This is a genomic window from Ruegeria sp. CDSA077 (genome assembly GCF_059612265.1).
The window spans coordinates 296,564-318,816 of sequence record NZ_JBXWQG010000002.1; the positions used below are offsets into that span (position 1 = coordinate 296,564).

General features: G+C 59.0%; 24 protein-coding genes. 8 read left to right on the forward strand and 16 right to left on the reverse strand.

Annotated elements, in window-relative coordinates; genetic code table 11:
• Nucleotides 1-3: 3 nt before the first annotated feature.
• Both AC2FLE_RS08655 and soxR read right to left on the reverse strand, forming a co-directional pair.
• The gene (locus AC2FLE_RS08655) at nt 4-1,650 is read right to left on the reverse strand and encodes an electron transfer flavoprotein-ubiquinone oxidoreductase (RefSeq protein ID WP_271948491.1); all 1,647 of its coding nucleotides are present in this window, start codon (nt 1,648-1,650) and stop codon (nt 4-6) included.
• A 136-nt stretch (nt 1,651-1,786) separates the two neighbouring features.
• A complete protein-coding gene (soxR, locus tag AC2FLE_RS08660) occupies nt 1,787-2,242 on the reverse strand; it encodes a redox-sensitive transcriptional activator SoxR (protein ID WP_142635400.1) in 456 nt (151 codons plus the stop codon).
• An 86-nt stretch (nt 2,243-2,328) separates the two neighbouring features.
• Between soxR and AC2FLE_RS08665 the strand changes: the two genes are divergently transcribed.
• From AC2FLE_RS08665 to AC2FLE_RS08675, 3 genes are all read left to right on the forward strand, one after another.
• A complete protein-coding gene (locus AC2FLE_RS08665) occupies nt 2,329-2,709 on the forward strand; it encodes a VOC family protein (RefSeq protein ID WP_142635398.1) in 381 nt (126 codons plus the stop codon).
• A 238-nt stretch (nt 2,710-2,947) separates the two neighbouring features.
• Nucleotides 2,948-3,418 (forward strand): transcription elongation factor GreA, encoded by a 471-nt coding sequence (gene greA / locus AC2FLE_RS08670; RefSeq protein ID WP_142635396.1) that lies wholly within the window; start codon nt 2,948-2,950, stop codon nt 3,416-3,418.
• 17 nt (nt 3,419-3,435) lie between these two features.
• Entirely contained in the window at nt 3,436-4,428 is a 993-nt protein-coding gene (locus tag AC2FLE_RS08675; RefSeq protein ID WP_496696480.1) for a hypothetical protein, read from the forward strand.
• Here AC2FLE_RS08675 and AC2FLE_RS08680 read toward each other — a convergent pair.
• Genes AC2FLE_RS08680 through AC2FLE_RS08700 form a run of 5 tightly spaced genes read right to left on the reverse strand, consistent with a single transcriptional unit; the run spans nt 4,425 to nt 8,236 of the window.
• Entirely contained in the window at nt 4,425-5,690 is a 1,266-nt protein-coding gene (locus AC2FLE_RS08680; RefSeq protein ID WP_496696482.1) for a molybdenum cofactor synthesis domain-containing protein, read from the reverse strand. The genes AC2FLE_RS08675 and AC2FLE_RS08680 overlap by 4 nt on opposite strands.
• Nucleotides 5,687-6,178, reverse strand: a complete 492-nt coding sequence (gene mobB, locus AC2FLE_RS08685) for a molybdopterin-guanine dinucleotide biosynthesis protein B (protein WP_142635390.1) — start codon at nt 6,176-6,178, stop codon at nt 5,687-5,689. The genes AC2FLE_RS08680 and mobB overlap by 4 nt, the downstream gene beginning before the upstream one ends.
• The gene (gene mobA, locus AC2FLE_RS08690) at nt 6,175-6,819 is read right to left on the reverse strand and encodes a molybdenum cofactor guanylyltransferase MobA (protein WP_496696484.1); all 645 of its coding nucleotides are present in this window, start codon (nt 6,817-6,819) and stop codon (nt 6,175-6,177) included. Before mobA ends, mobB begins: the two co-directional genes overlap by 4 nt.
• Entirely contained in the window at nt 6,816-7,352 is a 537-nt protein-coding gene (locus AC2FLE_RS08695) for a hypothetical protein (RefSeq protein ID WP_496696486.1), read from the reverse strand. Before AC2FLE_RS08695 ends, mobA begins: the two co-directional genes overlap by 4 nt.
• Nucleotides 7,349-8,236, reverse strand: coding sequence for a formate dehydrogenase accessory sulfurtransferase FdhD (locus AC2FLE_RS08700; protein ID WP_496676784.1), 888 nt, complete (start codon nt 8,234-8,236; stop codon nt 7,349-7,351). The genes AC2FLE_RS08695 and AC2FLE_RS08700 overlap by 4 nt, the downstream gene beginning before the upstream one ends.
• Nucleotides 8,237-8,285: 49 nt before the next feature.
• Here AC2FLE_RS08700 and AC2FLE_RS08705 point away from each other — a divergent pair, with 49 nt between their 5' ends.
• On the forward strand, nt 8,286-8,996 hold the full coding sequence (locus AC2FLE_RS08705) for an AzlC family ABC transporter permease (protein WP_282021650.1): 711 nt from the start codon (nt 8,286-8,288) through the stop codon (nt 8,994-8,996).
• Nucleotides 8,993-9,325, forward strand: coding sequence for an AzlD domain-containing protein (locus tag AC2FLE_RS08710; RefSeq protein WP_142635382.1), 333 nt, complete (start codon nt 8,993-8,995; stop codon nt 9,323-9,325). Before AC2FLE_RS08705 ends, AC2FLE_RS08710 begins: the two co-directional genes overlap by 4 nt.
• On the opposite strand, the gene AC2FLE_RS08715 is transcribed toward AC2FLE_RS08710, so the two are convergent.
• The 7 genes from AC2FLE_RS08715 to AC2FLE_RS08745 form a co-directional block, all read right to left on the reverse strand.
• Entirely contained in the window at nt 9,314-9,946 is a 633-nt protein-coding gene (locus AC2FLE_RS08715; RefSeq protein WP_271948503.1) for a hypothetical protein, read from the reverse strand. The two genes, AC2FLE_RS08710 and AC2FLE_RS08715, sit on opposite strands and share 12 nt — an antisense overlap.
• Nucleotides 9,947-9,967: 21 nt before the next feature.
• Nucleotides 9,968-10,102, reverse strand: a complete 135-nt coding sequence (locus AC2FLE_RS08720; protein WP_142635378.1) for an aa3-type cytochrome c oxidase subunit IV — start codon at nt 10,100-10,102, stop codon at nt 9,968-9,970.
• Nucleotides 10,103-10,170: 68 nt separating this feature from the next.
• Nucleotides 10,171-10,731, reverse strand: a complete 561-nt coding sequence (locus AC2FLE_RS08725; RefSeq protein ID WP_496696489.1) for a hypothetical protein — start codon at nt 10,729-10,731, stop codon at nt 10,171-10,173.
• Nucleotides 10,718-12,556, reverse strand: coding sequence for a glycerophosphodiester phosphodiesterase family protein (locus AC2FLE_RS08730; protein ID WP_496696491.1), 1,839 nt, complete (start codon nt 12,554-12,556; stop codon nt 10,718-10,720). The genes AC2FLE_RS08725 and AC2FLE_RS08730 overlap by 14 nt, the downstream gene beginning before the upstream one ends.
• 63 nt (nt 12,557-12,619) lie before the next feature.
• Nucleotides 12,620-13,069 (reverse strand): DUF6173 family protein, encoded by a 450-nt coding sequence (locus AC2FLE_RS08735; RefSeq protein ID WP_142635374.1) that lies wholly within the window; start codon nt 13,067-13,069, stop codon nt 12,620-12,622.
• A 5-nt stretch (nt 13,070-13,074) separates the two neighbouring features.
• Nucleotides 13,075-14,121, reverse strand: coding sequence for an MBL fold metallo-hydrolase (locus AC2FLE_RS08740; RefSeq protein WP_142635372.1), 1,047 nt, complete (start codon nt 14,119-14,121; stop codon nt 13,075-13,077).
• Nucleotides 14,121-15,827 (reverse strand): acyl-CoA dehydrogenase, encoded by a 1,707-nt coding sequence (locus AC2FLE_RS08745; RefSeq protein WP_271948509.1) that lies wholly within the window; start codon nt 15,825-15,827, stop codon nt 14,121-14,123. The genes AC2FLE_RS08740 and AC2FLE_RS08745 overlap by 1 nt, the downstream gene beginning before the upstream one ends.
• 138 nt (nt 15,828-15,965) lie before the next feature.
• Here AC2FLE_RS08745 and AC2FLE_RS08750 point away from each other — a divergent pair, with 138 nt between their 5' ends.
• Entirely contained in the window at nt 15,966-16,916 is a 951-nt protein-coding gene (locus AC2FLE_RS08750; protein WP_496696493.1) for an L-threonylcarbamoyladenylate synthase, read from the forward strand.
• On the opposite strand, the gene AC2FLE_RS08755 is transcribed toward AC2FLE_RS08750, so the two are convergent.
• Nucleotides 16,917-17,471 carry a YqgE/AlgH family protein gene (locus tag AC2FLE_RS08755; RefSeq protein ID WP_142635367.1) on the reverse strand — a complete coding sequence of 185 codons (555 nt, stop codon included), beginning with the start codon at nt 17,469-17,471 and terminating at the stop codon, nt 16,917-16,919.
• A gap of 145 nt (nt 17,472-17,616) precedes the next feature.
• Between AC2FLE_RS08755 and AC2FLE_RS08760 the strand changes: the two genes are divergently transcribed.
• Together AC2FLE_RS08760 and AC2FLE_RS08765 are read left to right on the forward strand one after the other, a co-directional pair.
• Entirely contained in the window at nt 17,617-18,429 is an 813-nt protein-coding gene (locus AC2FLE_RS08760; RefSeq protein ID WP_496696495.1) for a protein-disulfide reductase DsbD domain-containing protein, read from the forward strand.
• Between the two features lie 7 nt (nt 18,430-18,436).
• The gene (locus AC2FLE_RS08765; RefSeq protein WP_496696497.1) at nt 18,437-18,853 is read left to right on the forward strand and encodes an NUDIX hydrolase; all 417 of its coding nucleotides are present in this window, start codon (nt 18,437-18,439) and stop codon (nt 18,851-18,853) included.
• Here the strand turns inward: AC2FLE_RS08765 and AC2FLE_RS08770 are convergent.
• Nucleotides 18,850-22,248 carry an efflux RND transporter permease subunit gene (locus AC2FLE_RS08770; RefSeq protein WP_496696499.1) on the reverse strand — a complete coding sequence of 1,133 codons (3,399 nt, stop codon included), beginning with the start codon at nt 22,246-22,248 and terminating at the stop codon, nt 18,850-18,852. The two genes, AC2FLE_RS08765 and AC2FLE_RS08770, sit on opposite strands and share 4 nt — an antisense overlap.
• Between the last annotated feature and the right edge of the window lie 5 nt (nt 22,249-22,253).

The window sequence follows — 22,253 nt, forward strand, 5'->3', positions numbered from 1 at the left end:
CGCTTACATATTGGGATAGTTCGGACCATCCCCTCCCTGCGGCGTGGTCCAGGTGATATTCTGGCTGGGATCTTTGATGTCGCAGGTCTTGCAGTGAACGCAGTTCTGAAAGTTGATCACGAATCGCGGACCATTTTCATCCTCGACCATCTCATACACGCCCGCCGGGCAATAGCGCTGCGCCGGTTCGTCGAATTCGGGCAGATTGACACTGACCGGAATCGCCGGGTCCGACAGTTTTAGATGGCAAGGCTGACTTTCCTCGTGGTTCGTCATCGCGAACGAGACGTTGGTCAGGCGGTCGAAGGACAGCGTGCCATCCGGCTTTGGATAGTCGATCGGTTTATGTTTACTGGCTTCTTCAGTCGATTCCGCGTCGTTCTTGCCGTGGCCCAGAGTGCCAAACAGCGAAAAGCCCAGAGTGTTTGTCCACATGTCCAAACCGCCCAGCGCCAGCGAGGGCATCAGACCCCACTTCGACCACATCGGTTTGACGTTGCGCACTTTCTTGAGGTCTTTTCCGATGGCACCTTCGCGAACATCTGCTTCATAGACAGTCAATTCATCGCCCGAACGCTCGGCTTTGATGGCATCAAATGCCGCCTCGGCCGCAGCTTTGCCAGACAGCATCGCGTTGTGGTTGCCCTTGATGCGCGGCACATTGACCATGCCCGCCGAACAGCCCAGCAGCGCCACGCCTGGCGCGACCAGCTTGGGCATCGATTGATATCCACCCTCAGTAATCGCACGAGCGCCATAAGCCACGCGCTTGCCGCCTTTCAGCAGCTCGGCCACCATCGGATGATGCTTAAAGCGCTGGAATTCCATATAGGGGTACAGGTGCGGGTTCTTGTAATTCAGGTGAACCACAAACCCGACATAGACCTGATTGTTTTCCAGGTGATAGATGAACGACCCGCCGCCCGCGTTGCTGCCCAGGGGCCAGCCCATCGTATGGGTGACGGTGCCTTCCTTGTGCTTGGCCGGGTCGATCTCCCAGATCTCTTTCATGCCGACGCCGTATTTCTGGACTTCTTTTCCGGCTTGCAGATCGTATTTCGCGATCACTTCCTTGGACAGCGACCCGCGCACACCTTCGGACAAGAAGACATATTTGCCGTGCAGCTCCATACCCGGCTCGGTGTTCGGGCCGTAGGAGCCATCGGCCTCAAGGCCGAAGACACCGGCAACAACGCCTTTGACTTCGCCATTGTCGCCATAGACCAGCTCGGAACAGGCCATGCCGGGGAAGATTTCCACGCCCAGCTCTTCGGCCTGTTCAGCCATCCAGCGGCAGACATTGCCCATCGACACGATATAGTTGCCGTGGTTGTTCATCAGCGGCGGCATCGGGAAGTTCGGAATGCGGATTTTTCCGGCCTCACCCAGCATATAGAAGTTATCTTCGGTGACCGGCGTGTTCAGCGGTGCACCTTTTTCCTTCCAGTCCGGTATCAGCGCATCCAGGCCGCACGGGTCCAGCACCGCACCTGACAAGATATGCGCACCCACCTCCGAGCCCTTTTCCAGAACGACGACGTTCAGATCGGCATCCAGCTGTTTCAGACGGATGGCCGCCGACAGTCCCGCGGGGCCGGCGCCCACGATCACCACGTCATATTCCATCGCTTCGCGTTCAATCTCGGCCATTGCGGGCTCCTTCGCTAACTTTCCGAATTGGCGCATCTAACGCACGGTCGGCGCAATTTTGTTTCACGGCTGATTACATGCTGGGAAAGCCACAGGTCAATCGAAACACGGCGTAACTATGCCGCTATGCGGCAGATCACGTGTCCGGAGTGTCACCCATCAGGTATCTGGGGCCACTTCCCTTGGATTTGGCACGGTCATCAGGATTGTAAAGAGCACATTTGGGCAAACTAAGGCACCCACAGCCAATGCATCCGTCCAGATTGTCACGCAGGCGCATCAACGTATCGATTCGCTGATCCAGATGCGACCGCAGATCCTTGCTGATGTTTTTCCAATCCTGCGGCGTTGGTGTACGATTTCCGGGCAAGCCGGACAGGACTTCTCGGATTTCGGGCAGGGTTAGTCCGAATTGCTGCGCTATCATCACAAAACTCAACCGCCTTATGTCGGCGCGCTGATATCGCCGCTGCCCACCCGCATTGCGCCATGGGGCGATCAGACCCTGCGCCTCGTAATATCGGATCGCTGAAACCGCCAGCCCGGTGCGCTGGGCCAAAGCGCCTATTGCCAGCCCCTCTGAAATCGCCATCTCGCCCTCAAAAAGTTCCTTGACCTAAAGTTAGGTTTAGAAATTACGGTGAGTCGGGACAAGCCTCAAATTGAATAGGAGATCCCATGATGGCGACACTTGAACACACCAATTTCACCGTCCGCGACCCGCAGGCTTCAGCCAAATGGATGCAGGACGTCTTCGGTTGGAAAACCCGCTGGGAAGGCCCTGCAATCGCGGGTGGCTATACCGTGCATGTCGGTAGCGCACATACCTACTTGGCGCTTTATGCACCCAGCGATCCCAAACCCTCGGGTGAAAGCAGCTATGACATCATCGGGGGGTTGAATCATGTCGGCGTTCTGGTCGAAGACATCGACGCAACCGAAGACAAGGTGGTCAAAGCAGGTTTCACCCCCAAGTCGCATGCAGATTACGAGCCCGGCAGGCGGTTCTATTTCGATGATGAGAACGGCATCGAGTTTGAGGTGGTGCAATATGCTTGAAACACTCTGGATGGCCTCAACCACCTGGAAATGGCAGCGCGGTCAGCTGTTTGGACAGCGTAACAGGTGCCCACGGCGCCCAATTCAACGGCGTTAAGTCGCAAATCCAGCTTGCTGTCTTCTTTGACCTCTTGCATTTCACGCATCATTTGGGTCAGGTATTTGCCAACCCATCAAATCGCCCCGACGCTGGTTCCATGCGGCGGGGCGTTACAATTTCAGCGTGGACGACAAGAATATGGAAAAAATTCCCATGACGCCTGCGGGCAATGCTGCGCTTCAGGCCGAACTCAAGAACCTAAAATCCGTCGAGCGGCCAGCTATTATCGAAGCCATCGCCTCGGCCAGGGAACTGGGTGACCTGAAAGAAAACGCCGAATATCATTCGGCCCGGGAAAAGCAGGGTTTTATCGAAGGCCGCATCAAAGAGTTGGAAGGCATCCTTTCACTGACCGATGTGATCGACCCTGCCAAACTGTCCGGTGCTATCAAATTTGGCGCCAAGGTCACGCTTGTTGACGAAGACACTGACGAGGAAAAGACTTGGCAGATTGTAGGGGAATATGAGGCCAATATCGAAGCCGGCCTGCTGAACATCAAATCCCCTATTGCCCGCGCCCTGATTGGAAAGGACGAAGGCGACAGTGTCGAGGTACGCACACCTGGCGGCGTACGTTCTTATGAAGTCCTGAGTATCACCTACGCCTGAGCCCCGGAGCGTTCCCAATGTCCGAGCCTACGCCAGAGCAGGAAGCCAATCGGCCAACCTCACTGGGCATATATGATAGGCCAACCAAGCCTTCGATAACCGAGATCGAAATTGCAGCCGTCGCCCTCAGCGTGATCTGGCTGATCGTCTCGGTTGTTTTTCTGGTGCTGCCCGACGAGGTCGACGGCGGAGGCTTTGTCGTGACCTTGCTGGCGGTCTTCATGCCGGTAGCGATGATCTGGGTCGCGGCAATGGCCATGCGCGCCAGCCGGATCATGCGCGAGGAAAGCGCGCGACTACAAACCTCGATTGACGCCATCCGAAACTCATATATCGCTCAGCAACAGCGATCTTCCAGCACCTATGAGCCAGCCGTATCCAAAAAGCTGGATCAGATCGCGGAAACGGCCAAGAAAGCCGAAAGCGCGCTGGCCACGTTTTCAACCAAGCGCAGGGAACCTGCACAGCAACCAACAGCCGTTGGGAACGGCGATCAGACTTCGCTGGAGCTGGGTACACAAGCCGGGGATATCGTGCCCCCGCTTGGCACCGACATCTTTATCCGTGCGCTGAATTTTCCGGAAACACAGGAAGATACCGAAGGCTTTGATGCCCTACGGCTGGCGCTCAAGGACCGCAAGACAGCCAAGCTTGTACAGGCCTCTCAGGACGTGCTGACCCTGCTCAGCCAAGAGGGCATCTATATGGATGACCTGCGCCCTGACATGGCCCGCCCCGAGATCTGGCGGCAATTTGCGCAGGGTGGGCGCGGACGGGCTGTCGCGGCCTTGGGCGGCATTCGCGACCGCTCCTCGCTGGCGCTGACTTCGGCCCGGATGAAGCAGGATCCCATTTTCCGGGACGCCGCCCATCACTTTCTGCGCCGGTTCGATCACATGATCATCGAGTTTGAACCCCGTGCCAGCGATGCAGAGTTGACCGCTTTGGGTGATACAAGAACCGCGCGGGCCTTCATGTTGCTGGGGCGTGTGGCCGGAACCTTCGACTAGATTCCGAAACTTCCATAGGGGATGAACCGGACAAGATCACCCGGTTGGATGTGGCGCGCGCCGTCTTCGATCTCGACCAGCCCTTCGGCCCAGCTTAGCCCGCTGATCCGCCCGGACCCTTCCGAGTTGAAAACTTCGGCTTTTCCGTCTCGGATACGGGCCCGCAGATATTCCCGCCGCCCGGGTTTCTTGCGCTTATCAAAGGCGGCTGGCAGATCGAACCCCTGCGGGTCCCGCCAGCCCTCGCCAGCCATCAGGCCCAGCGCCGGGCGGGCAAAGATTAGGGTGCAGACCAATGCCGCTACTGGATTGCCGGGCAGTCCGAAAACCGGCACTCCGTCCCAAATCCCCAAAGCCAGAGGTCGCCCCGGTTTCAGGGCAATACGCCATTCCTGCATCGCTCCGGCCTGCCGCAACAGCGCGGAGACATGGTCTTCGTCCCCTGCCGACGCGCCGCCGCTAGTCAGAACAACATCCGCCTCTTTCGCAGCTTCGTTCAGCCGCTCGCGCAGGGTTTCACGATCATCGGCAACGCGGCCCATATCCAGTGGCTGGAATCCCATCCGCTGGATCAGAGCCAGCAACATTGGGCGATTGGCATCGTAGATTTGCCCTGGCTCAGCAACCTCGCCGGCCTCGACTAGCTCATCCCCCGTTGACAGGACGGCTACCCGCAGAGCTTTGCGAACCAGCAGATCACCAGCACCCGTCGCGGAGAGAAGAGCCAGATCGGCAGGTGTCATCCGGCGTCCAGCGGGCAAAGCCAGATCACCTCCAACCACATCTTCGCCCGCATTGCGGGTATTGGCACCCTGTTTCAGGGGGCCGCGAAAGGCGATATGCCCGTCCTGAACTGTCACGTCCTCTTCCAGAATAACGGTGTCCACCCCAACGGGCAGGGCCGCACCAGTCAGAATCCGTATGGCGTGGCCGGGCGCAAGCTGACCATCAAAGGGAACACCAGCCGCAGCACGCCCGTCTTGCAGCGGCATCACCTGAGGCCCATCCGGAACCGGACCGGCAAAGCCATAGCCATCTACCGCCGTATTTGCCTGCGGCGGGTTCGAACGTTGGGCATATACATCGGCGGCCAAAATCCGACCTGCGGCTTGTGCCAACGGAACGGTTTCAGCCCCCATCACGACCGAAAGGCGGTCGCGCAGCAGGGCCAACGCTTCGTCAACCGGCGTCCAGCTCACGCCCGCAGGCAAGGCAAAACAATCGTTGCGCAAGGGCGGTGGGGCAATGTCCGGTTTGCTCATAATCCTACCTCTTGCAGAATGAACCCTGCGATGGCTGCGGTGTCGTCCAGATCAAAAACCGGACGGTCGAAGTTCAGCTCTGTGTCACTGGCAACCGCGCGCACAGTTTCGTTCTCGGCCGCAATCAACGGATTTCCAGCGGCCACCCGATACGCCTCGACCTTGGGGTGGGCTTCGCGTTTGAACCCCTCGATCAGCACAAGATCAACTGGAGCCAAGCGTGCCAGCAGATCAGAGAGAGGCGGCTCGGGTGCGCCGCGCAGTTCCTGCATCATCGCAATGCGCTTGCCGGACGCCAACAGCACCTCGGACGCACCGGCTTCTCGATGGCGGAAACTGTCCGTGCCGGGCTGGTCGACATCGGCGGCGTGATGGGCATGTTTGACGGTCGAAACCGAAAAGCCGCGCGCGGTGATCTCGGCCACCAAACGCTCCATCAGGCCGGTCTTGCCCGCGTTTTTCCAACCGGTGACGCCATAGACCTTCATGCCTGCTCCAGCAGCTTTTGCGCCCGCGCCAGATCGTCGGGCGTGTTGACATTGAAGAAGGGATCAAACGGCTCCGCCGGAAACAACGCCTCACGCCCATCATGTTTATCTGTCCACAGCACAACCTTGCGCAGCCCGTCATTCAAGGCATCTCGCAAATCATCTCGCAACGCGACAGGCCAGAGGCCAAATGTCGGATGCCGGTCGACCAGTTTGCCGCCGCCGGATTTCAGTGCTTCATTCCCGGTTCGAGGCGTAGTCGCCAGCACCAGCGGATGGGTTTGCCCTTGAGCAGCATCCGTTAGGCGCGCCACAAGATCGCGCGGAAAAAACGGCGTGTCGGCAGCGGCGGTGACGATACTGTCGGCGCCCTGTTCTGCTGCCCAATCGAGCCCCGCCAGCACACCCGCCAGAGGCCCGGCGAAACCTTCAATCGTGTCGGGAAGAACCGGCAGGTTCAGGTCGGCGAACCGTTCGGGATCACCATTGGCATTCAGCGCCAGACCGACCACCTGCGGGCCAAACCGGTCAATGACATGAGACAGCAGGCTCTGCCCACCGACGGTCAGCAAGCCTTTGTCGCCACCACCCATCCGAGTGGCAAGGCCTCCTGCGAGGATGATGCCGAGGGGGCGGGTCATTTGATCTCCTCAAGCGCGGGCCATTTCCTGAATTTCTGGGTGGGCAGGAAAAGCAATGGACAGACGGCCAATCCGAATGCTGTAAACCAAATAATTGCAGGCCACCCCGTCAATTCGGCCGCCTTGTGACTCAGGCTATAGTGGGCTGGCAAAAACACTAAGACGGCTCCAACAGCAAAGATAAGACCAAAACAACACCGATACGTGCGCACCGCCTTTCTGACCTCATCTGGTATCCCGGCAAACTCAGGCAGACCGTGCATCAAAACCCGCTGAAGCACGTGTGCTTGTTTTTGAGACAACTCCCCCCATGCCTGCCAACCAAGCCGAAAGGGGGCAGCGATGTTCCAAATGCTGATGTATTCCTCTGGCGCCCACCCCAGACGGTTACGCAGGTTGACGTCCAATTGCGCCATACCCTCAATGATCGCGCGTTTCGACCGCTCAAGGAGCCAGAACACATAGACCATCAATGGCAGCAAGCCCAATGTCGCGACGAATAAAATAAATAAACCAAAGACTTCCAAAATCATTCCGCACTCTTCCGTCTATGCTTTTTATCTTCGACCGCCACTGTCGACGGGTCCACATCCCGCACCAGTCGATCCTCGCCCGCAAGGCACACGAACCGCTGCCCCCGCATACGACCGATCAGCGTCAGGCCAACCTCACGCGCGATTTCGACACCCCAAGCGGTGAACCCTGATCGTGACGCCAGAACCGGGATGCCCATCATTGCAGTCTTGATGACCATTTCCGAGGTCAGACGGCCTGTAGTGTAGAGGATCTTGTCCTCGGCCCCCACATTTTCGGACAGCATCCAGCCGGCGATCTTGTCGACCGCGTTGTGACGTCCCACGTCCTCCATGTAGACCAACGGTCGGTTTTCCCGACACAGGACCGTGCCGTGAATTGCACCAGCCTCAAGATACAATGAAGGGGTTCGGTTGATCTTGGCTGCCAGATCATACAGCCATGAGGTGCGGACCTGAACCTGCGGCAGGCGCACGTCCTCCAGCCCTTCCATCATGTCACCAAACACAGTGCCGACCGCGCAGCCGCTGGTTCGAGTCTTTTTCTTCAGCTTATCCTCATATGAGGTTTCGCGCGCGGTGCGCACCACCACGGTTTCCAGATCGTCATCGTAATCCACGCCGGTAATGTCATCATCGGCTAACAGCATCCCCTGATTGCGCAGGAACCCCAGCGCCAGATATTCAGGGTAATCGCCGATTGTCATTGCAGTCACGATTTCCTGCGCGTTGAGGAAAATTGTCAGGGGGCGTTCCTCGACAACCGAGATCCGGCTGACCGCGCCATTCTGGTCGATGCCTTCGACCGCACGGGTCAGGCGGACCGCGCCAGGATCAGGGGCGATGATGTAGTCGGTGGCATCCGGTTTCGTGGCCAATTGCAACCCTTTCCCAAGATCGCTACTGCTGTTGGCGATACCATAGGAATTTGCCATGGCTTACACCACATCCAAGTCATACTTCTGGAAGGGTTTTCGTGATGGAGCGCCGTTTATCTTTGTGGCAATTCCGTTCGGCACCCTTTTCGGCGTATTTGCGACCGAGGCTGGGCTGGATATTGTCCAGACAATCGCCTTTTCGGCGGCTGTCTTTGCCGGGGCGGCCCAGTTCACCGCCCTGCAGCTGTTGCAGGACAACACACCCAGCCTGATCGTTCTGGCATCGGCCCTGGCGGTAAACCTACGCGTGGCAATGTATTCGGCCTCACTGACACCTTATCTTGGGGCGGCCCCCCTGTGGCAACGGGCCTGCGCCGCCTATCTGACGGTCGATCAGTCCTATGCCTGCTCCATTGTACAGTTCGAAAAAGAGCCGGATATGACCGTGCCGCAGCGCATGGCCTATTTCTTTGGCTCGGTCACACCGATCACGCCGCTTTGGATTTTGGCAACTTATCTGGGCGCAGTTTTGGGCGCACAGATTCCAGAAAGCTGGGCGCTGGATTTTGCACTTCCGATCACATTCCTGGCAATGATCGGGCCGATGATGAGGACGCTTGCCCATGTCATCGCCGCCTTAGTCGCCATAACCGTTGCTCTGTTGACCGTAGGCGTGCCGTTCAACCTGGGCCTGCTGATCGCCGGGACCGCCGGGATGATCGCAGGGGCGCAGGCCGAATTGATGTTAGAGCGGAATAGGTCATGACACAGATTGATCCGGTGACCATGTGGAGCATTATCGTTGGCTTGGCGATCGGCAGCTTTGCCCTACGCTTTACCTTTATCGGCATCGTCGGAGACCGCCCGATGCCACCCTGGTTGTTACGCCACCTGCGCTATACCGCCGTAGCCATCGTTCCGGCCCTGATTGCGCCGCTGGTGGTCTGGCCAACCGCAACGGATGGTCAGCCCGACGTGCCGCGCATGGCCGCCGCAGCGGTTGCTTTGGCGGTTGGTGTCATCACAAAAAACGTGGTCATTGCCATCTTTGCCGGGGCGGGCACGCTCTATGGCTTGCTATACCTATTGGGTTGAAGCCGCTTCCAACTGGTTCAGGCGCGCATTGTTCGAGGCCAAACCGGCCTGCAGGTCAGCATCGTCATTCTCGCGGTATTCGGTGGTCACGACTCCGGGGAGTTCACCGAACTGATCGGACAGCTTGACCGGGTAGAAGGTCGTATTGATCTGCTCGAAACCCGGCACCTGCTGCAAAAGCTGCGAGGTCGAGTTGGCGCAAAAAGCTTCGGAGACAGGGCCCATCTGCTTGGCCAGTTGCAGGGCAATTTCGGCCTGCTGTGGTGTCACCTGAATCGTCTGGATACGCGCATAATGCGTTTCGCGCGCGTGGCTGCTGCGATAAGCGCGTTCGACATTCGGCGTGATGCCATACAGAACATCGTTCCGGATCGGCACTACATCGGCGCGAAACGAGCCTGCGGGGTCAAAGATCACCCTCTCGCTGCCGCTTATCATCAGCGAGGTATGCGCCCCCGAACCGGTCCGGGTGCTGATCATGGTATAGAGCGTCAGTGTTGATGGTCCCGGATCACGATAGGAACGGGCCACAACTTCGGTCTGATCGGCCTGCGGACGCTGCGAACCGGCACAGCCAGCCACTGTTGCTGCCAGCAGGCAGGCAATCACAAATCTGATCACGGCGGTCAGCCTCGCCCGGGATTAAGCGGCGAAAACCGCCAGAAACAGGCAAAGGAAAGCAATCGCCACCACGCACCATGTGGTCGCTTTTACGAAACCGTTGAAGGTTTTGGTTTGAACGGTGATGTCCATTTCGCCGTGCTTATGTTCAGCCATGATTTTCAGAATCCTAATTCGCGTGTTTGATACGTTGGATAATCGAAAATCCCGGGCCTGTCACCACGTCATTCGGGCGCAGGTGACACGGAATCAAAGACCGAACACCCGCGATATCCGAACCCCCACCGCCAGGGCAGGCCCGAACAGGGCGCCCCGCCCAATCGCACCGCGCCATACATGGCCTCGGCGGTTATGGCATGGGCGGATCGTATCTGATCCGAAGTCATGTCATAGCGTTCGGCGTAAATTTCGGCGTTCTCATCCCCGTGTTGCCGCACGCAGGCCCTCAGGCTGTCATCGGCTGACAGGCGCGCGTCATAACTGTCTTCGGGGCGCAGGCCTCCGCCCGCGTGGTGATAGGCCCGGTCATGGCTGACACAGCAACTCTCCCATGGGGGATGCGCCTCGAACAAGGCCTGAAAGCTGGGAAACCTGTCGGCCACAAAGCGCCAACTGGCTGACAACCCGCCCGAGCAGCCATCCGTTTCAAACGGCGTCAATTCCGCAGCGCCCCGCTGTGCGATCAGCGCGCGATGGGCGGGCATCTCAAGACTGCGCATAAAGTCCTGCGCGCCGACTGGCGCCGCGATCAGCGCCAGAGAAACGGCCAGTTTACGGGCTTTCATCGCGCATCGCATCGGTATCAACGGCCATGCCGAGCACCGTTGCCAGCCACAGCATCAGACGTTCAGCCGGCCCCATTTCAGCGCGGATACGCAAGACTTCTTTGGCCATTGCCGGTCGGTCCGTGATCAGCCCATCCACCTCCATCGAGGCCATGGCCGACATCTGCAACGGGTCATTCACCGTCCAGACATAGATATCCTTGCCCGCGGCCTGCACCGAACGTACCAGCCCCGGCGTGGCCATGGCGGCGCTGACAGCCACAAAATCCCCTTCGAGACCCGACAGATCACCCACAGCGGTTGCCGCCAAAACCCCCGCGCGCCATTCAGGGCGCAGTGCCTTCATCTTTTGCACGGCGGGGTATTTCAGCGACATGGTAGCGATGTCATCCTGCATGCCGAATTCCTCGACCAAGGCTACCACGCGGTTTTCCAGATCGACGTCATGACCGTAATATTTCAACTCGATGATCACCTTGGCCCTGTCTTTGGCCGCAGCCAGTACGTCGCGCAGTGTTGGCGTGCGTTCATCTGCGTATTCCGGGCCATACCAACTGCCGATATCGATCTCGGCCACGTCTTCCATCGTGGCATCCCAGACCTTAAGGTTCACCCCGGCCAGCTTCATGAAATCGCTATCATGGGCGACGATTATCTCATCATCCGCCGTTTCCTGCACGTCGATTTCAACCCAGTCCGCCCCGTCCTCAATCGCCTTCAGAACCGAGGCCATGGTGTTTTCCGGCCGCAAAGCAGCGGCACCACGGTGGCCGATCACCTCGGCCCTGTCAGGGGCCTGAACGCGTTCCAGCAGGGATTGACCAAACCAGAGCCCGACCAATACCGCCACCGCCGCAATGCCAACAGCACTCAGCAGACCAATGCGCAAATTGCCTGGCGCGGGATGTGGTGGTTCAGAGGTCCGGATCTCGAAAAAACCGTCCAGCAAAACCGCCAGTGCTCCCAGCGCGGTGGCTGCCAAAACCAGCCCAGCCAACGACCAGAGCCCGGCGACCAGAAGGCTGTAGACTAGCGCCAGCCGCAGATGCTCTGCCCCCTGCAGGGGCACCAACGCGAATAATGATCCCGCGCCCCAAGCGATCAGCGCGGCAAGAACTGCCCTCAGCCCCAGCCAAAACACCAGTGCGATCTTGAGCCGCCCGCGCTTGCCCTCCATCCGATCCGCGCTGACCTGGAAAGCATCAGCCGGTGGCAGGTTTTCGAACAGAACCAGATGCAGTCCCAGCGCCCATGCGGACAGCTTGCGGATCAGCACCCATGCCATGACCAGCACCACAACTCCGATCAGCGCAACGGCGATCCAGAAAGACGGCGGATGGAAGGTCAGGTAATAGTTGATGTCATACTCGGTCAGCGTCCACCAGGCGATCAGAGCAGCGATAGCGGCGAAAGGCAGGATCAACAGGATGATCCGCAGAACCAGGCGTGCAGCAAATCCAAACAGCGCAGGCAGGCGCGACAGGATCAACTTGATCGCCGCGCTCCCCGCGCGCCACGGATCGCTTTCACCCATCCTCAGCGACCCGGCCATGACCGAGAAGACAAAGACCTCGGCCAGCAGGAACAGGCTGAGCATTGCGATTGCGACCGCAAACCCCAGCGGAGACAGGATGAACGCGGCAATATCCTGATCCGTCAGGGCGGTCTGGCTGGAGAGCGAAACTGCTAGGTTCACCGCAATCGCCACGCCCGGCGCAATCAGCGCAATCAGCAACAGGCGCACGGCGACATAGATCGGCACAAAGACCCGGCGGCGTGCCCACGCGCCCTTGTATGCTTTTGTAACGGCAGAGAAAGTGGCCACGTTGCGCCCCCCAAATGATTGATTCATTCAAGGCTGCGCAGACGTGAATTGCAAGTCAGGCTATCAGTTTTCTTCCAGATCAGCCGCCAGCCGGAATCCGATGCGATTGGCGGGCTTATCCTCGACCGATTTGGGCAGCGCTCGCAGCATCACATTCAACTGGCTGACATGCTGCACGAGCTGGGTTCGCGCCCCGGACCCATCTGCACCGTAAAAAGTGATGATATCAGGGTCGAAATAGCCCATCCCTTCGATCCGCATTACCCCGGCATCACCGCCAGTAAATCCCATGGCGACCTCATGATCCGCATCCAGCGTATTCTCGAAATTCTGGATATACAGGATCAACCGTTCATAGGCCCATTGCGCCGAGCTTTTGGTGGCTACGGGCTTTTGCAACTGGCCGGGCAGGTCCTTGGCGCCGGATTTCGCATCCGGGTTGGCATGCACCTCGTAACATCGGGGCAATGCTGCTGATTCCGCTGCCTCGGCTGAGGTTTCGATCTTGTCCATGCCTTCTACCCTTTGCGCTGAAACTCCCACGCCCCGTCCGCGCGCCGCGTTCGGGTAACAGCACCAATGTGGTAGAGATGGTTCAGATGTGCAACTGCTTCGACCAGAGCAAGCCCATACTCTCCTTCACCGATCTGGCGTTTGAACAAGGGCACAAAGCACTCAGCAGCGGTTTTGGGCTGGTCCAGATAATTCTGCAGACGGTCCAGCGCGCTGTGGTGATTGTCGATCAACTGCCTCATCCTGACCGGCAGGCCGGTAAAGGGCAGTTTGTGCCCGCCCAGCGCCATATGATCCGGGCGCGCCAGGTCTTGCAGGCGCTCGCAGGCTTCCATCCACTCCGCCACGGGATCCGCCATGGGCTCGGTAACATAGACGCCCAGATTGGGGCTGATCGAGCTGAGAACCTGGTCGCCCGTGATCACCAGATTATCGTCACGGCTCCAAAAAGTTGCATGTTCGGGAGCGTGGCCATTGCCCATATGAACATCCCAGTCGCGCCCACCCATACGAATGACGCTGCCCTGTTTGATCCGGGTAAAGCCCAGCGGCATCGGATAGACCGTGTCGCAGAAATTGAAGGGCCGTTCTGTCATCCTTTTGGCAAGGAAATCGGCATCCATCCCGGCGCTTCGGTAGTAATCCAGCGTTTCCTGCGGCCAGTTTTCCTGCACATCCAGCGTCAGCATCCGTGCAAACAGCCATGCGGTACGCGACGTGACCAGCTCGGCCCCGTGTTCAGATTGAAACCAACCAGCATTGCCAACGTGATCGGGATGGTGATGTGTCACCACCACGCGCGTCACGGGTTTGCCCCCCAACGGTCCCGCCATCAGGTCCGCCCAAATACGGCGCGTCTTGTTCGAGGACATGCCAGTGTCGATCACCGTCCATCCGTCACCATCATCCAGCGCATAGATATTGACGTGATCCAGCGCCATAGGCAGCGGCAACCGCATCCAAAGCACGCCTTCGGCAATTTCAACGGCCTCGCCCAGGGCCGGAGCCTCGGGCCAAGGATAGCGGATCGTCAAATGTGTATCACCGTCCATCAGGCAGCTACCATTTCCTCGGCGCTGAGAGCAAAGACGTCATCTGCACCGTTCTGCGCCTGAACCAAAAGCCCCGAAAACTCAGGCAACAGCGCATTGATATAAAAGCGTGCCAGCTTGAAACGGGTGCCGTTTGGCTCGGCCAGGGCCGCCTTGAGGTGATAGTGACCGCCCAGAACGCGGGCGAATGCCTTCAGATAGGGCACGGCGCCGGCAAATCGCGTGTTCATGTCGGACTGCGATATCAGCCACTCGGTCGTTTCACGCAGGCTTTCCGTGGCCTCCCAGACAGGACCCGCCAGTTCCGGCATCGACCCACGCGCGCGTTCGGCGTGATCCTCGATTTCGTCCAGCAAACGGGACGCCGCTTCGCCGCCATCCATCATCTTGCGTGCGACAAGGTCCATGGCCTGAATGCCGTTGGTGCCCTCGTAAATCGCGGTCACACGGACGTCGCGATAGAACTGTGCCGCGCCGGTCTCCTCGATAAAGCCCATACCGCCATGGACCTGCACGCCTTCTTCCGAAACCCGCATACCGGTTTCGGTACCGAAGGCCTTGTTTATCGGCGTCAACAAGGCCGCGCGCGAAACCCAGTCCGCGTCGCCTGTTGCATTGGCCATATCAATCGCGGCTGCGTTTGCAAGCATGATCGCGCGCGCAGCAAAAGTATCCGCACGCATACTCATTAGCATCCGGCGTACATCGGCGTGATCGAGGATTGTGCCCGAAGGTGTCTTGCCTTGCTTCCGCTCAAGCGCATATTCCAGGGCCTGCTGATAGGCGCCTTCGGCGGCACCGATACCCTGTCCGCCGACGCCTAGTCGCGCGTTGTTCATCATGGTGAACATCGCAGCCATTCCGCCATGTTCCTTACCCACAAGCCAGCCTTTGGCACCATCATACTGCATCACGCAAGTTGGCGAACCATGCAGGCCCATCTTGTGCTCGAGCGAAACCACTTTCAGGTCATTTGCCACACCCGGATTGCCATTCTCGTCCGGCAAGTATTTGGGCACCAGAAACAGCGATATTCCCTTGGTTCCGGGAACAGCATCGGGCAGGCGTGCCAACACCAGATGGCACACGTTTTCAGCAAAATCGTTATCACCCCAGGAAATGAAGATCTTCTGACCAGACACCGAATAGGTGCCATCTCCATTCGGTTCTGCCTTCGACGTCAGCGCACCCACATCCGATCCCGCCTGCGGCTCGGTCAGGTTCATCGTGCCCGACCATTCACCAGCGATCATTTTGGGCAGGTACAGGTTTTTCAGCTCATCACTTGCGTGGTGCTCTAGTGCTTCGATCTGGCCCTGCGTCATGAGCGGCGCCAGTTGCAGTGACAGGCAGGCCGCAGACATCATCTCGTTGACGGCAGTGGTCAAGGTCATCGGCAGCCCCATACCGCCATACTCGGGATCGGCACTCATGCCGATCCAGCCCCCCTCGGCAATAGCGTTCCAACCGTCGCTAAATCCTGGCGAGGTACGCAACACGCCGTTTTCCAGACGCGCGGGCTCCAGGTCTCCGTTTCGCTGAAGCGGCGCCATAACCTCTTCGCAGAGCTTTCCAGCCTCGGTCAGGATCGCGCTTACGACGTCTTCGCTTGCTTCCGCGAACTTGTCGGTCGCTGCAATACGATCAAAATCAACCGCATGACGGAACAGAAATTCGTAATCTGCAACTGGTGCGCGATAGGGCATAATATTACCTCGGGGCTGTCTTGAACGGTCCGCGACGCCGGGGTTGGAAATCCGCTGACTCGCCGTTATTCATCTGGGTTTGAACGATTACGTACCCATCCTTATGCTACAAGCAATCAAAACGCGGCGTCACTCACAATGATCTCTAACGGTACACTCGAACTGTCAGCCGACCCGGCGGGAATTGCTCAGGCTGCGGATCTTTTGAGGCAGGGACAGCTGGTCGCTTTCCCGACTGAAACGGTCTATGGGCTGGGTGGGGATGCCCGCAACGGAGAGGCTGTCGCCAGCATCTATGCCGCCAAGGGCCGGCCCAGTTTCAACCCTCTGATTGCGCATGTCGCATCGGTAGAGTCCGCGCGCAGGTTTGTTGAATGGTCAGATCAGGCCGAGGCTTTGGCACATGCGTTCTGGCCCGGCCCGCTGACTCTGGTTCTGCCGCTGCGGGAAGGGCACGGTGTATCGTCGCTTGTCACTGCCGGGCTGGATACATTGGCGGTTCGGGTGCCTGCGCATCCTTCTGCCCGGGCTATTCTCGAGATGTTCGACGGGCCGGTCGCTGCGCCCTCGGCCAACCCTTCGGGACAGATCAGCCCGACAACAGCCGCGCATGTCCGCGCCGGTCTGGACGGGCGCATCGCTGCCATTCTGGATGACGGTCCCTGTGGTGTCGGGCTGGAATCCACCATTGTCGGCCTCGCTGGAGAACCTGCTCTGCTACGCCCCGGAGGGGTGGCTTTGGACCAGATCGAGGCAGCTCTCGGCTCGGCATTGCATCTACACCAATCGGGCGACACGCTAACAGCACCCGGACAGATGCTGTCGCATTACGCCCCGGACGTGGCGGTCCGGTTGCACGCGCAGACTACATATGGTGACGAGATTCTCTTGGGATTTGGGCCGGTCGAATGCGACCTCAACCTGTCCGCTGATGGCAACCTGACCGAGGCGGCGGCCAATCTGTTTGCGGCTTTGCACAAGCTCAACAGCACTGGACGCCCGATTGCCGTGTCCCCTATTCCGGACCACGGATTGGGTGCCGCTATCAACGACCGGTTGCGCCGGGCTGCAGCACCGCGTGACAGTTGATCAGGCGCGCCCTGCACTGGCCGACAGAGTCAGAGGATCGACGCCCAGCGTTGCCAGCGCCGCCTCCCATTTCTGATCATCGGGGACATCGAACACCAGCTTCGAATCCGCCTCGGTTGTGAGCCATCCGTTCATCGCGATCTCATCCTCAAGCTGCCCGGGTCCCCAGCCTGAATACCCTAGCGTCAGCATAGAATTCAGCGGCCCTTGCCCCGAGGCCAGGTCTTCAAGCACGTCCAACGTTGCTGTCATGCTGAAATCGTCCGAAATCTGCAGGGAATGGAGGTTCGCGTCATAATCGGCGCTGTGCAGGACGAATCCGCGCGACATCTCGACCGGGCCGCCGAAATGCACCAGACGCTCACCCACGATCGGGATACGGCAAGCGATGTTCAACTGACCCAGCAGCGTCTTTATGCGTAAATCCGAAGGTTTGTTGATGATCAGACCCATCGCGCCATCGTCGCCATGGCTGCAAATATAGACAACCGAATGATCGAAACGCGGATCGCCCATCCCAGGCATCGCAATCAACAGTTTACCGGTCAGATCCATAAGACGACATCTCTTGCTGAGCTCCCATCAACAATGCCCCCGCAGTCCCGGTATTGGCAAGGGACCAGCGGCGATTTCGCTAGATTTCATTCGAGTGACCCGAACGTGACTTGGAATTCGCCTCGAGACCACGCATTTATAGGGTATGAACATTCACAAGACATTTCTGGCAGCCGCCCTTGCCGTGACCGTTAGCGCGATTGGACCGGCATCTGCACAAGTGGTCGGCTCAGTGGCCGAATTGGATATCCTGGACGGCGGGCGCACAGCAAATGGAGCCTATCTTGGGGCGCTGCGGGTGACCCTGCAGGACGGCTGGAAGACCTATTGGCGGGCGCCGGGCGATGCGGGTATTCCGCCACAGTTCGACTGGAAAAGATCAACCAATGTCGGCAGCGTGTCGATCACATGGCCCGCGCCGGATGTCTTTGATCAGAATGGCCTGCAGTCGATTGGATACCAAAATCAAATGGTCCTCCCTGTCGAAATTTTGCCGAAGAATCCGACAAAACCGGTCCGGCTGAAAGGCACGGTGGACTTGGGGGTCTGCAAAGACGTCTGCATACCAGAACGTCTGGGGTTCGATCACATCCTGAACGCTGAGGCAGAGCGCAACCCGACGATCGCGGCGGCACTGGCCAAGCGTCCCTATTCCGCCAAAGAAGCCCGGGTCGCCAACGCGCGGTGCCACCTGACCCCGACGTCTGACGGAATGCAGATCGAGGCGCGCGTCACCATGCCTTCCGCCGGTGGCCGCGAGGTTGCCGTGATCGAGCCCGGCAACCCGGAGCTGTGGGCCTCGCAAACCGACGCCAAACGGCAGGGCGGTACTCTGGTCGCCACATCCGAGGTGATCAACGCCTCGGGCGGTCCGTTTGCGCTGGATCGCTCAAAGATCCGGATCACTGTTCTGGGTGCCAATCACGCGGTGGACATTCTGGGGTGCAGCGCTGGCTGACCCCATGATGCAAACTCCGAAAATCGGTGCGCTTGCGGTCGTCATTCATGACGGGCACGTCCTTCTGGTTCAGCGTAGCAAGCAACCGGATAAGGGGCTATGGGGCTTTCCCGGCGGCCATGTGGAATGGGGCGAAACCGTCCTGCAGGCAGCACAGCGGGAACTGCGCGAAGAAACCTCGGTGATTGCCGAGCCGTTGCGGTATCTGGACAATCTGGACCTGTTGCGCCGCGACGCTCATGGCGCGGTTCTGTCTCATTACCTGTTGGTTGGCGTGGCCTGCCAGTATCAGACCGGGCAACCGGTTGCGGGGGATGACGCAATGGATGCACGCTGGTTCCCACTGGACTTGATCCGACAAGGCGCACTGCCCATGAGTGACCGGGTCACAAACCTGTTGGAAACCGCACTACGTCAGGGCTAGGCGGTGCGTCCTTTGAGACGGGCGTACAACAGGCCCGACAAAACAATGCTCACCACCAGAATCACCGTGGCGCCGGCAGTAAAAGCTCCAAACCCCATCCGCAGGATTGAGGGGCCCTCTGGCCCGGCATAAAGCCCCGAAACAAGGCCCGGTGGAGACCCGGTCACCGCAGGCCAGATCATCGTCAACGCAAACCAGAGCATCAAGGCAAACCCGGTGACAACAAGCGCCCCCTGCACCACACGATCCGGCGCCCGAATTGCGCGACGCATGGCCGTCATTGGCCGCGACAGATCGTTCAGGATCCCCAGCAGGGCAGGAACGAGTAGCAATACCAGTACCATCCCAAACGCCAACCCATAGACCAGCGTGATCACAGTCGGTTTGAGGAACTGTGCCTGCTGCGATCCTTCGTACAACAGTGGTGTCAGGCCCAGAACCGTGGTCAGCGTCGTCAGCATCACTGGCCGCAATCTGTCCGATGTCCCCTCGACGATGGAGGGCATCAGCCCACGAGTCTGCTGATACTCGTCAATCGTCGTCACCAGAACAATCGAGTCGTTGATGATGATTCCGGTCATCCCAAGCAGGCCAACGACCGTGAACATGCTGAGCGGGACCTCCCAGATATAATGACCCCAAATGGTTCCGACCAAACCAAACGGAATGATCGCCATCACCACCAATGGTCGGGTCCAACTGGCAAAGACCCAGGCCAGCACCAGATAGATGCCCGTCAGGCACAGGATCAGACCGGTACGGGCTTCGGACAGAAACTCTTCTTCCTGCTCGCTCAGACCTGCCATGGTCCACTCGACCTGACGTGTGGCTGCGATATTGGGCAGAATTTCCTCGCTCATCGCACGGGCGATCTCGGCCGCGCGTGTTGGATCATCCTCGGAGATATCGCCATAGACCGAAATCACCCGCAGTCCGTTTTCCCGCCGCACGGTCGAGAATCCGGATTTGCGCTGAACCGAAACGATATCGGCCAACGGGACATAGACTCCATCGGGCGTGCGCATCAGTGTGCGTTCCAGGAAATCGGCGGTCAGTTCTCCTTCAGGCAATTCAACCCGGATCTCGGCACTGCGCGGGCCATCCGGGAAGGTCGCGGCCTCGATCCCGTTCAGACGGTCCCGCAGCACCCGGCCCAATGTCTCGATCCGAAAGCCCAGCGCCTGTCCCTGCGCGGTCAGATCCAAAATGTATTCTTCCTTGTCATAGGCCAGATTGTCTTCCAGCGCTGAAACCTCAGGGTATTTCGAAAGCGCGACCTGCAAGTCCTCGGAAGCCGTTTTAAGCGTGTTCACATCGGCGCCGTAGAGCTGCACGTCAATCGCATCTCCTCCCGGACCAGACCGCCAGCCCCTGAAGCTGAGCAGCTCAAGTTTGGGATGGCTTGGCGCCATTTCTTGCAACTCTCCGACAAACTCGAAGCTCGAATAGGGGCGCAGGTCGGCATCTATCAACTCGATCGAAATCCCGCCCAGCAAATCCGTGTCCTTGCCATCCGCGGCCGAAAGTGCACGGCCCGCGGATCCCCCAATCTCGGCCAGCACGTAATCAATGGGGTTGCGCCCGTGCCGCTCTTCATAGCGTTGGCCAAGCGCCTCTACCGAGGCCTGTAGTTGGTGCATCATGGCCAACGTATCCGCGCGGCCTGCGCCCTCGGCCATGATAAAATTGCCTGTAACCGATCCACGCTCGGGCGCATTGAAGAACCGCCAGTTCACGTCCCCGCGGATGAACAGGGAAATCTGGCTGGCCAGAATGACGATCATCGCCGACACCACCACATAGCGTGCCCAGATTACCCAGGCGATCAGCGGTCGGAACAGCGTATCGCGCACCCAGCGAAACCCCTTGTTCACCACACGGTTCGGCAGGTCATACCAATGTTCCTTGGCAGAGTGCGCAATCGCGTGGGCCATATGGTTGGGCAGGATCAGAAAGCATTCGATCAGCGAGGCGATCAGCACCGCAATCACGGTGAAGGGGATGTCGCGGATCAACTCTCCGAAACGGCCACCAATCACAGTCAGGCCGAAAAAGGCGATAACCGTGGTCAGCGTCGCAGCAAAGACCGGCATCGCCATGCGACGTGCGGCGCGTTCGGCGGCCACCATTGGTGGCTCACCCAGCCGTCGCGCGCGAAAATCGGCATGTTCACCCACAACGATGGCGTCATCCACGACGATACCCAGAGTGATAATCAAGCCGAACAACGACACCATGTTGATCGACAGGCCGCCAATATACATGAACGCAATCGCCGCCGACATTGCCACCGGGATACCCGCGGCAACCCAAAAGGCAATCCGCGCATTCAGAAACAGAAACAGAAGGCAGACCACAAGACCCAGCCCAACCAGCCCGTTATCGACCAGAATATCCAGCCGGTCGGTGATCGCTTGTGCCCGTGTCCGGATCAGCTCGGCCTTTACGCCCTCGGGCAGGCTGGCTTGCATCTGCGAGACGACATCTTCGACCGTGTGTTGAATTTCAATCGCGTCCCCCAGATTTGACCGGTCCACGCGGACGGACATTGCCGGGTTCTTGCCAACAAAATAGCTGCGGTTTCGGGTAACCCCCTCGATCCGGATCTGCGCCACATCACCGATCAGCAGTTTTGAGCCATCCGCGAAATTGCGCAGCGTGATCCCCTCGATCTCTTCCGGGCTGCGCTTTTCGGTGCCGGTGCGAATGCGCGCATTGGCCCCTGTCACATCCCCTGCCGGATTGGCGTTGACCTCGGCAGCGATGGCTAAGGCGATCTCGGATAGGGTGATGTCGTTGGCGATCAGCTGTGCTGTGGGCACCTCGACTACAACGCGCGGCGCGGCGAGGCCCCGGATCGTGGTGCGGGTCACGCCAACAGCGAACAAACGGTTGATCAGCTCATCGGTGAACTTGGCCAGCTGTTCAGGATCGACAGGGCCGGTGACGACAACATCCGTGACGCGATCGCGCCAGGCACCGCGTCGGATGGTCGGCTCATCAGCGTCGTCTGGCAGGTTGGTGACACTGTCGACCGCTGTTCTGACCTCTTCGACCGCGCGAGACATATCCCAGTTCGGCTCGAACTCCATCCGGATCTGGGCTGTGCCCTCGCGCGAGGTCGAAGAGGTGCTGGACACACCTTCAACGGCCAGAAGGGCCGGTTCCAACAACTGAACGATGCCATTATCGACATCTTCGGGGCCAGCTCCATCCCAGCTAACGCTGACATCCACCCGTTCAAGGATCACATCGGGAAAGAACTGCGCCCGCATATTCGGGATGGCCGCCGCGCCCAACACCAGCATAACTAGCAGCAGCAGGTTGGCGACCGTCCTGTGGCGCGTGAAATAGCTGAGTATCCCCCCAGCCGCGCCGGGAATTTCGCGCATCATCGCGC

What these genes read in the sequence shown, in the direction of transcription:
- AC2FLE_RS08720 (WP_142635378.1), bottom strand. Translation starts at nt 10,102, where the DNA reads ATGGCTGAACATAAGCACGGCGAAATGGACATCACCGTTCAAACCAAA.
- AC2FLE_RS08735 (WP_142635374.1), bottom strand. Translation starts at nt 13,069, where the DNA reads ATGGACAAGATCGAAACCTCAGCCGAGGCAGCGGAATCAGCAGCATTG.
- AC2FLE_RS08695 (WP_496696486.1), bottom strand. Translation starts at nt 7,352, where the DNA reads ATGATTTTGGAAGTCTTTGGTTTATTTATTTTATTCGTCGCGACATTG.
- AC2FLE_RS08680 (WP_496696482.1), bottom strand. Translation starts at nt 5,690, where the DNA reads ATGAGCAAACCGGACATTGCCCCACCGCCCTTGCGCAACGATTGTTTT.
- AC2FLE_RS08770 (WP_496696499.1), bottom strand. Translation starts at nt 22,248, where the DNA reads ATGATGCGCGAAATTCCCGGCGCGGCTGGGGGGATACTCAGCTATTTC.
- greA (WP_142635396.1), top strand. Translation starts at nt 2,948, where the DNA reads ATGGAAAAAATTCCCATGACGCCTGCGGGCAATGCTGCGCTTCAGGCC.
- AC2FLE_RS08655 (WP_271948491.1), bottom strand. Translation starts at nt 1,650, where the DNA reads ATGGCCGAGATTGAACGCGAAGCGATGGAATATGACGTGGTGATCGTG.
- AC2FLE_RS08755 (WP_142635367.1), bottom strand. Translation starts at nt 17,471, where the DNA reads ATGGATCTGACCGGTAAACTGTTGATTGCGATGCCTGGGATGGGCGAT.
- AC2FLE_RS08760 (WP_496696495.1), top strand. Translation starts at nt 17,617, where the DNA reads ATGAACATTCACAAGACATTTCTGGCAGCCGCCCTTGCCGTGACCGTT.
- AC2FLE_RS08725 (WP_496696489.1), bottom strand. Translation starts at nt 10,731, where the DNA reads ATGAAAGCCCGTAAACTGGCCGTTTCTCTGGCGCTGATCGCGGCGCCA.
- AC2FLE_RS08705 (WP_282021650.1), top strand. Translation starts at nt 8,286, where the DNA reads ATGGCTTACACCACATCCAAGTCATACTTCTGGAAGGGTTTTCGTGAT.
- mobB (WP_142635390.1), bottom strand. Translation starts at nt 6,178, where the DNA reads ATGAAGGTCTATGGCGTCACCGGTTGGAAAAACGCGGGCAAGACCGGC.
- AC2FLE_RS08665 (WP_142635398.1), top strand. Translation starts at nt 2,329, where the DNA reads ATGATGGCGACACTTGAACACACCAATTTCACCGTCCGCGACCCGCAG.
- AC2FLE_RS08740 (WP_142635372.1), bottom strand. Translation starts at nt 14,121, where the DNA reads ATGGACGGTGATACACATTTGACGATCCGCTATCCTTGGCCCGAGGCT.
- AC2FLE_RS08750 (WP_496696493.1), top strand. Translation starts at nt 15,966, where the DNA reads ATGATCTCTAACGGTACACTCGAACTGTCAGCCGACCCGGCGGGAATT.
- AC2FLE_RS08765 (WP_496696497.1), top strand. Translation starts at nt 18,437, where the DNA reads ATGCAAACTCCGAAAATCGGTGCGCTTGCGGTCGTCATTCATGACGGG.
- mobA (WP_496696484.1), bottom strand. Translation starts at nt 6,819, where the DNA reads ATGACCCGCCCCCTCGGCATCATCCTCGCAGGAGGCCTTGCCACTCGG.
- AC2FLE_RS08675 (WP_496696480.1), top strand. Translation starts at nt 3,436, where the DNA reads ATGTCCGAGCCTACGCCAGAGCAGGAAGCCAATCGGCCAACCTCACTG.
- AC2FLE_RS08710 (WP_142635382.1), top strand. Translation starts at nt 8,993, where the DNA reads ATGACACAGATTGATCCGGTGACCATGTGGAGCATTATCGTTGGCTTG.
- soxR (WP_142635400.1), bottom strand. Translation starts at nt 2,242, where the DNA reads ATGGCGATTTCAGAGGGGCTGGCAATAGGCGCTTTGGCCCAGCGCACC.
- AC2FLE_RS08745 (WP_271948509.1), bottom strand. Translation starts at nt 15,827, where the DNA reads ATGCCCTATCGCGCACCAGTTGCAGATTACGAATTTCTGTTCCGTCAT.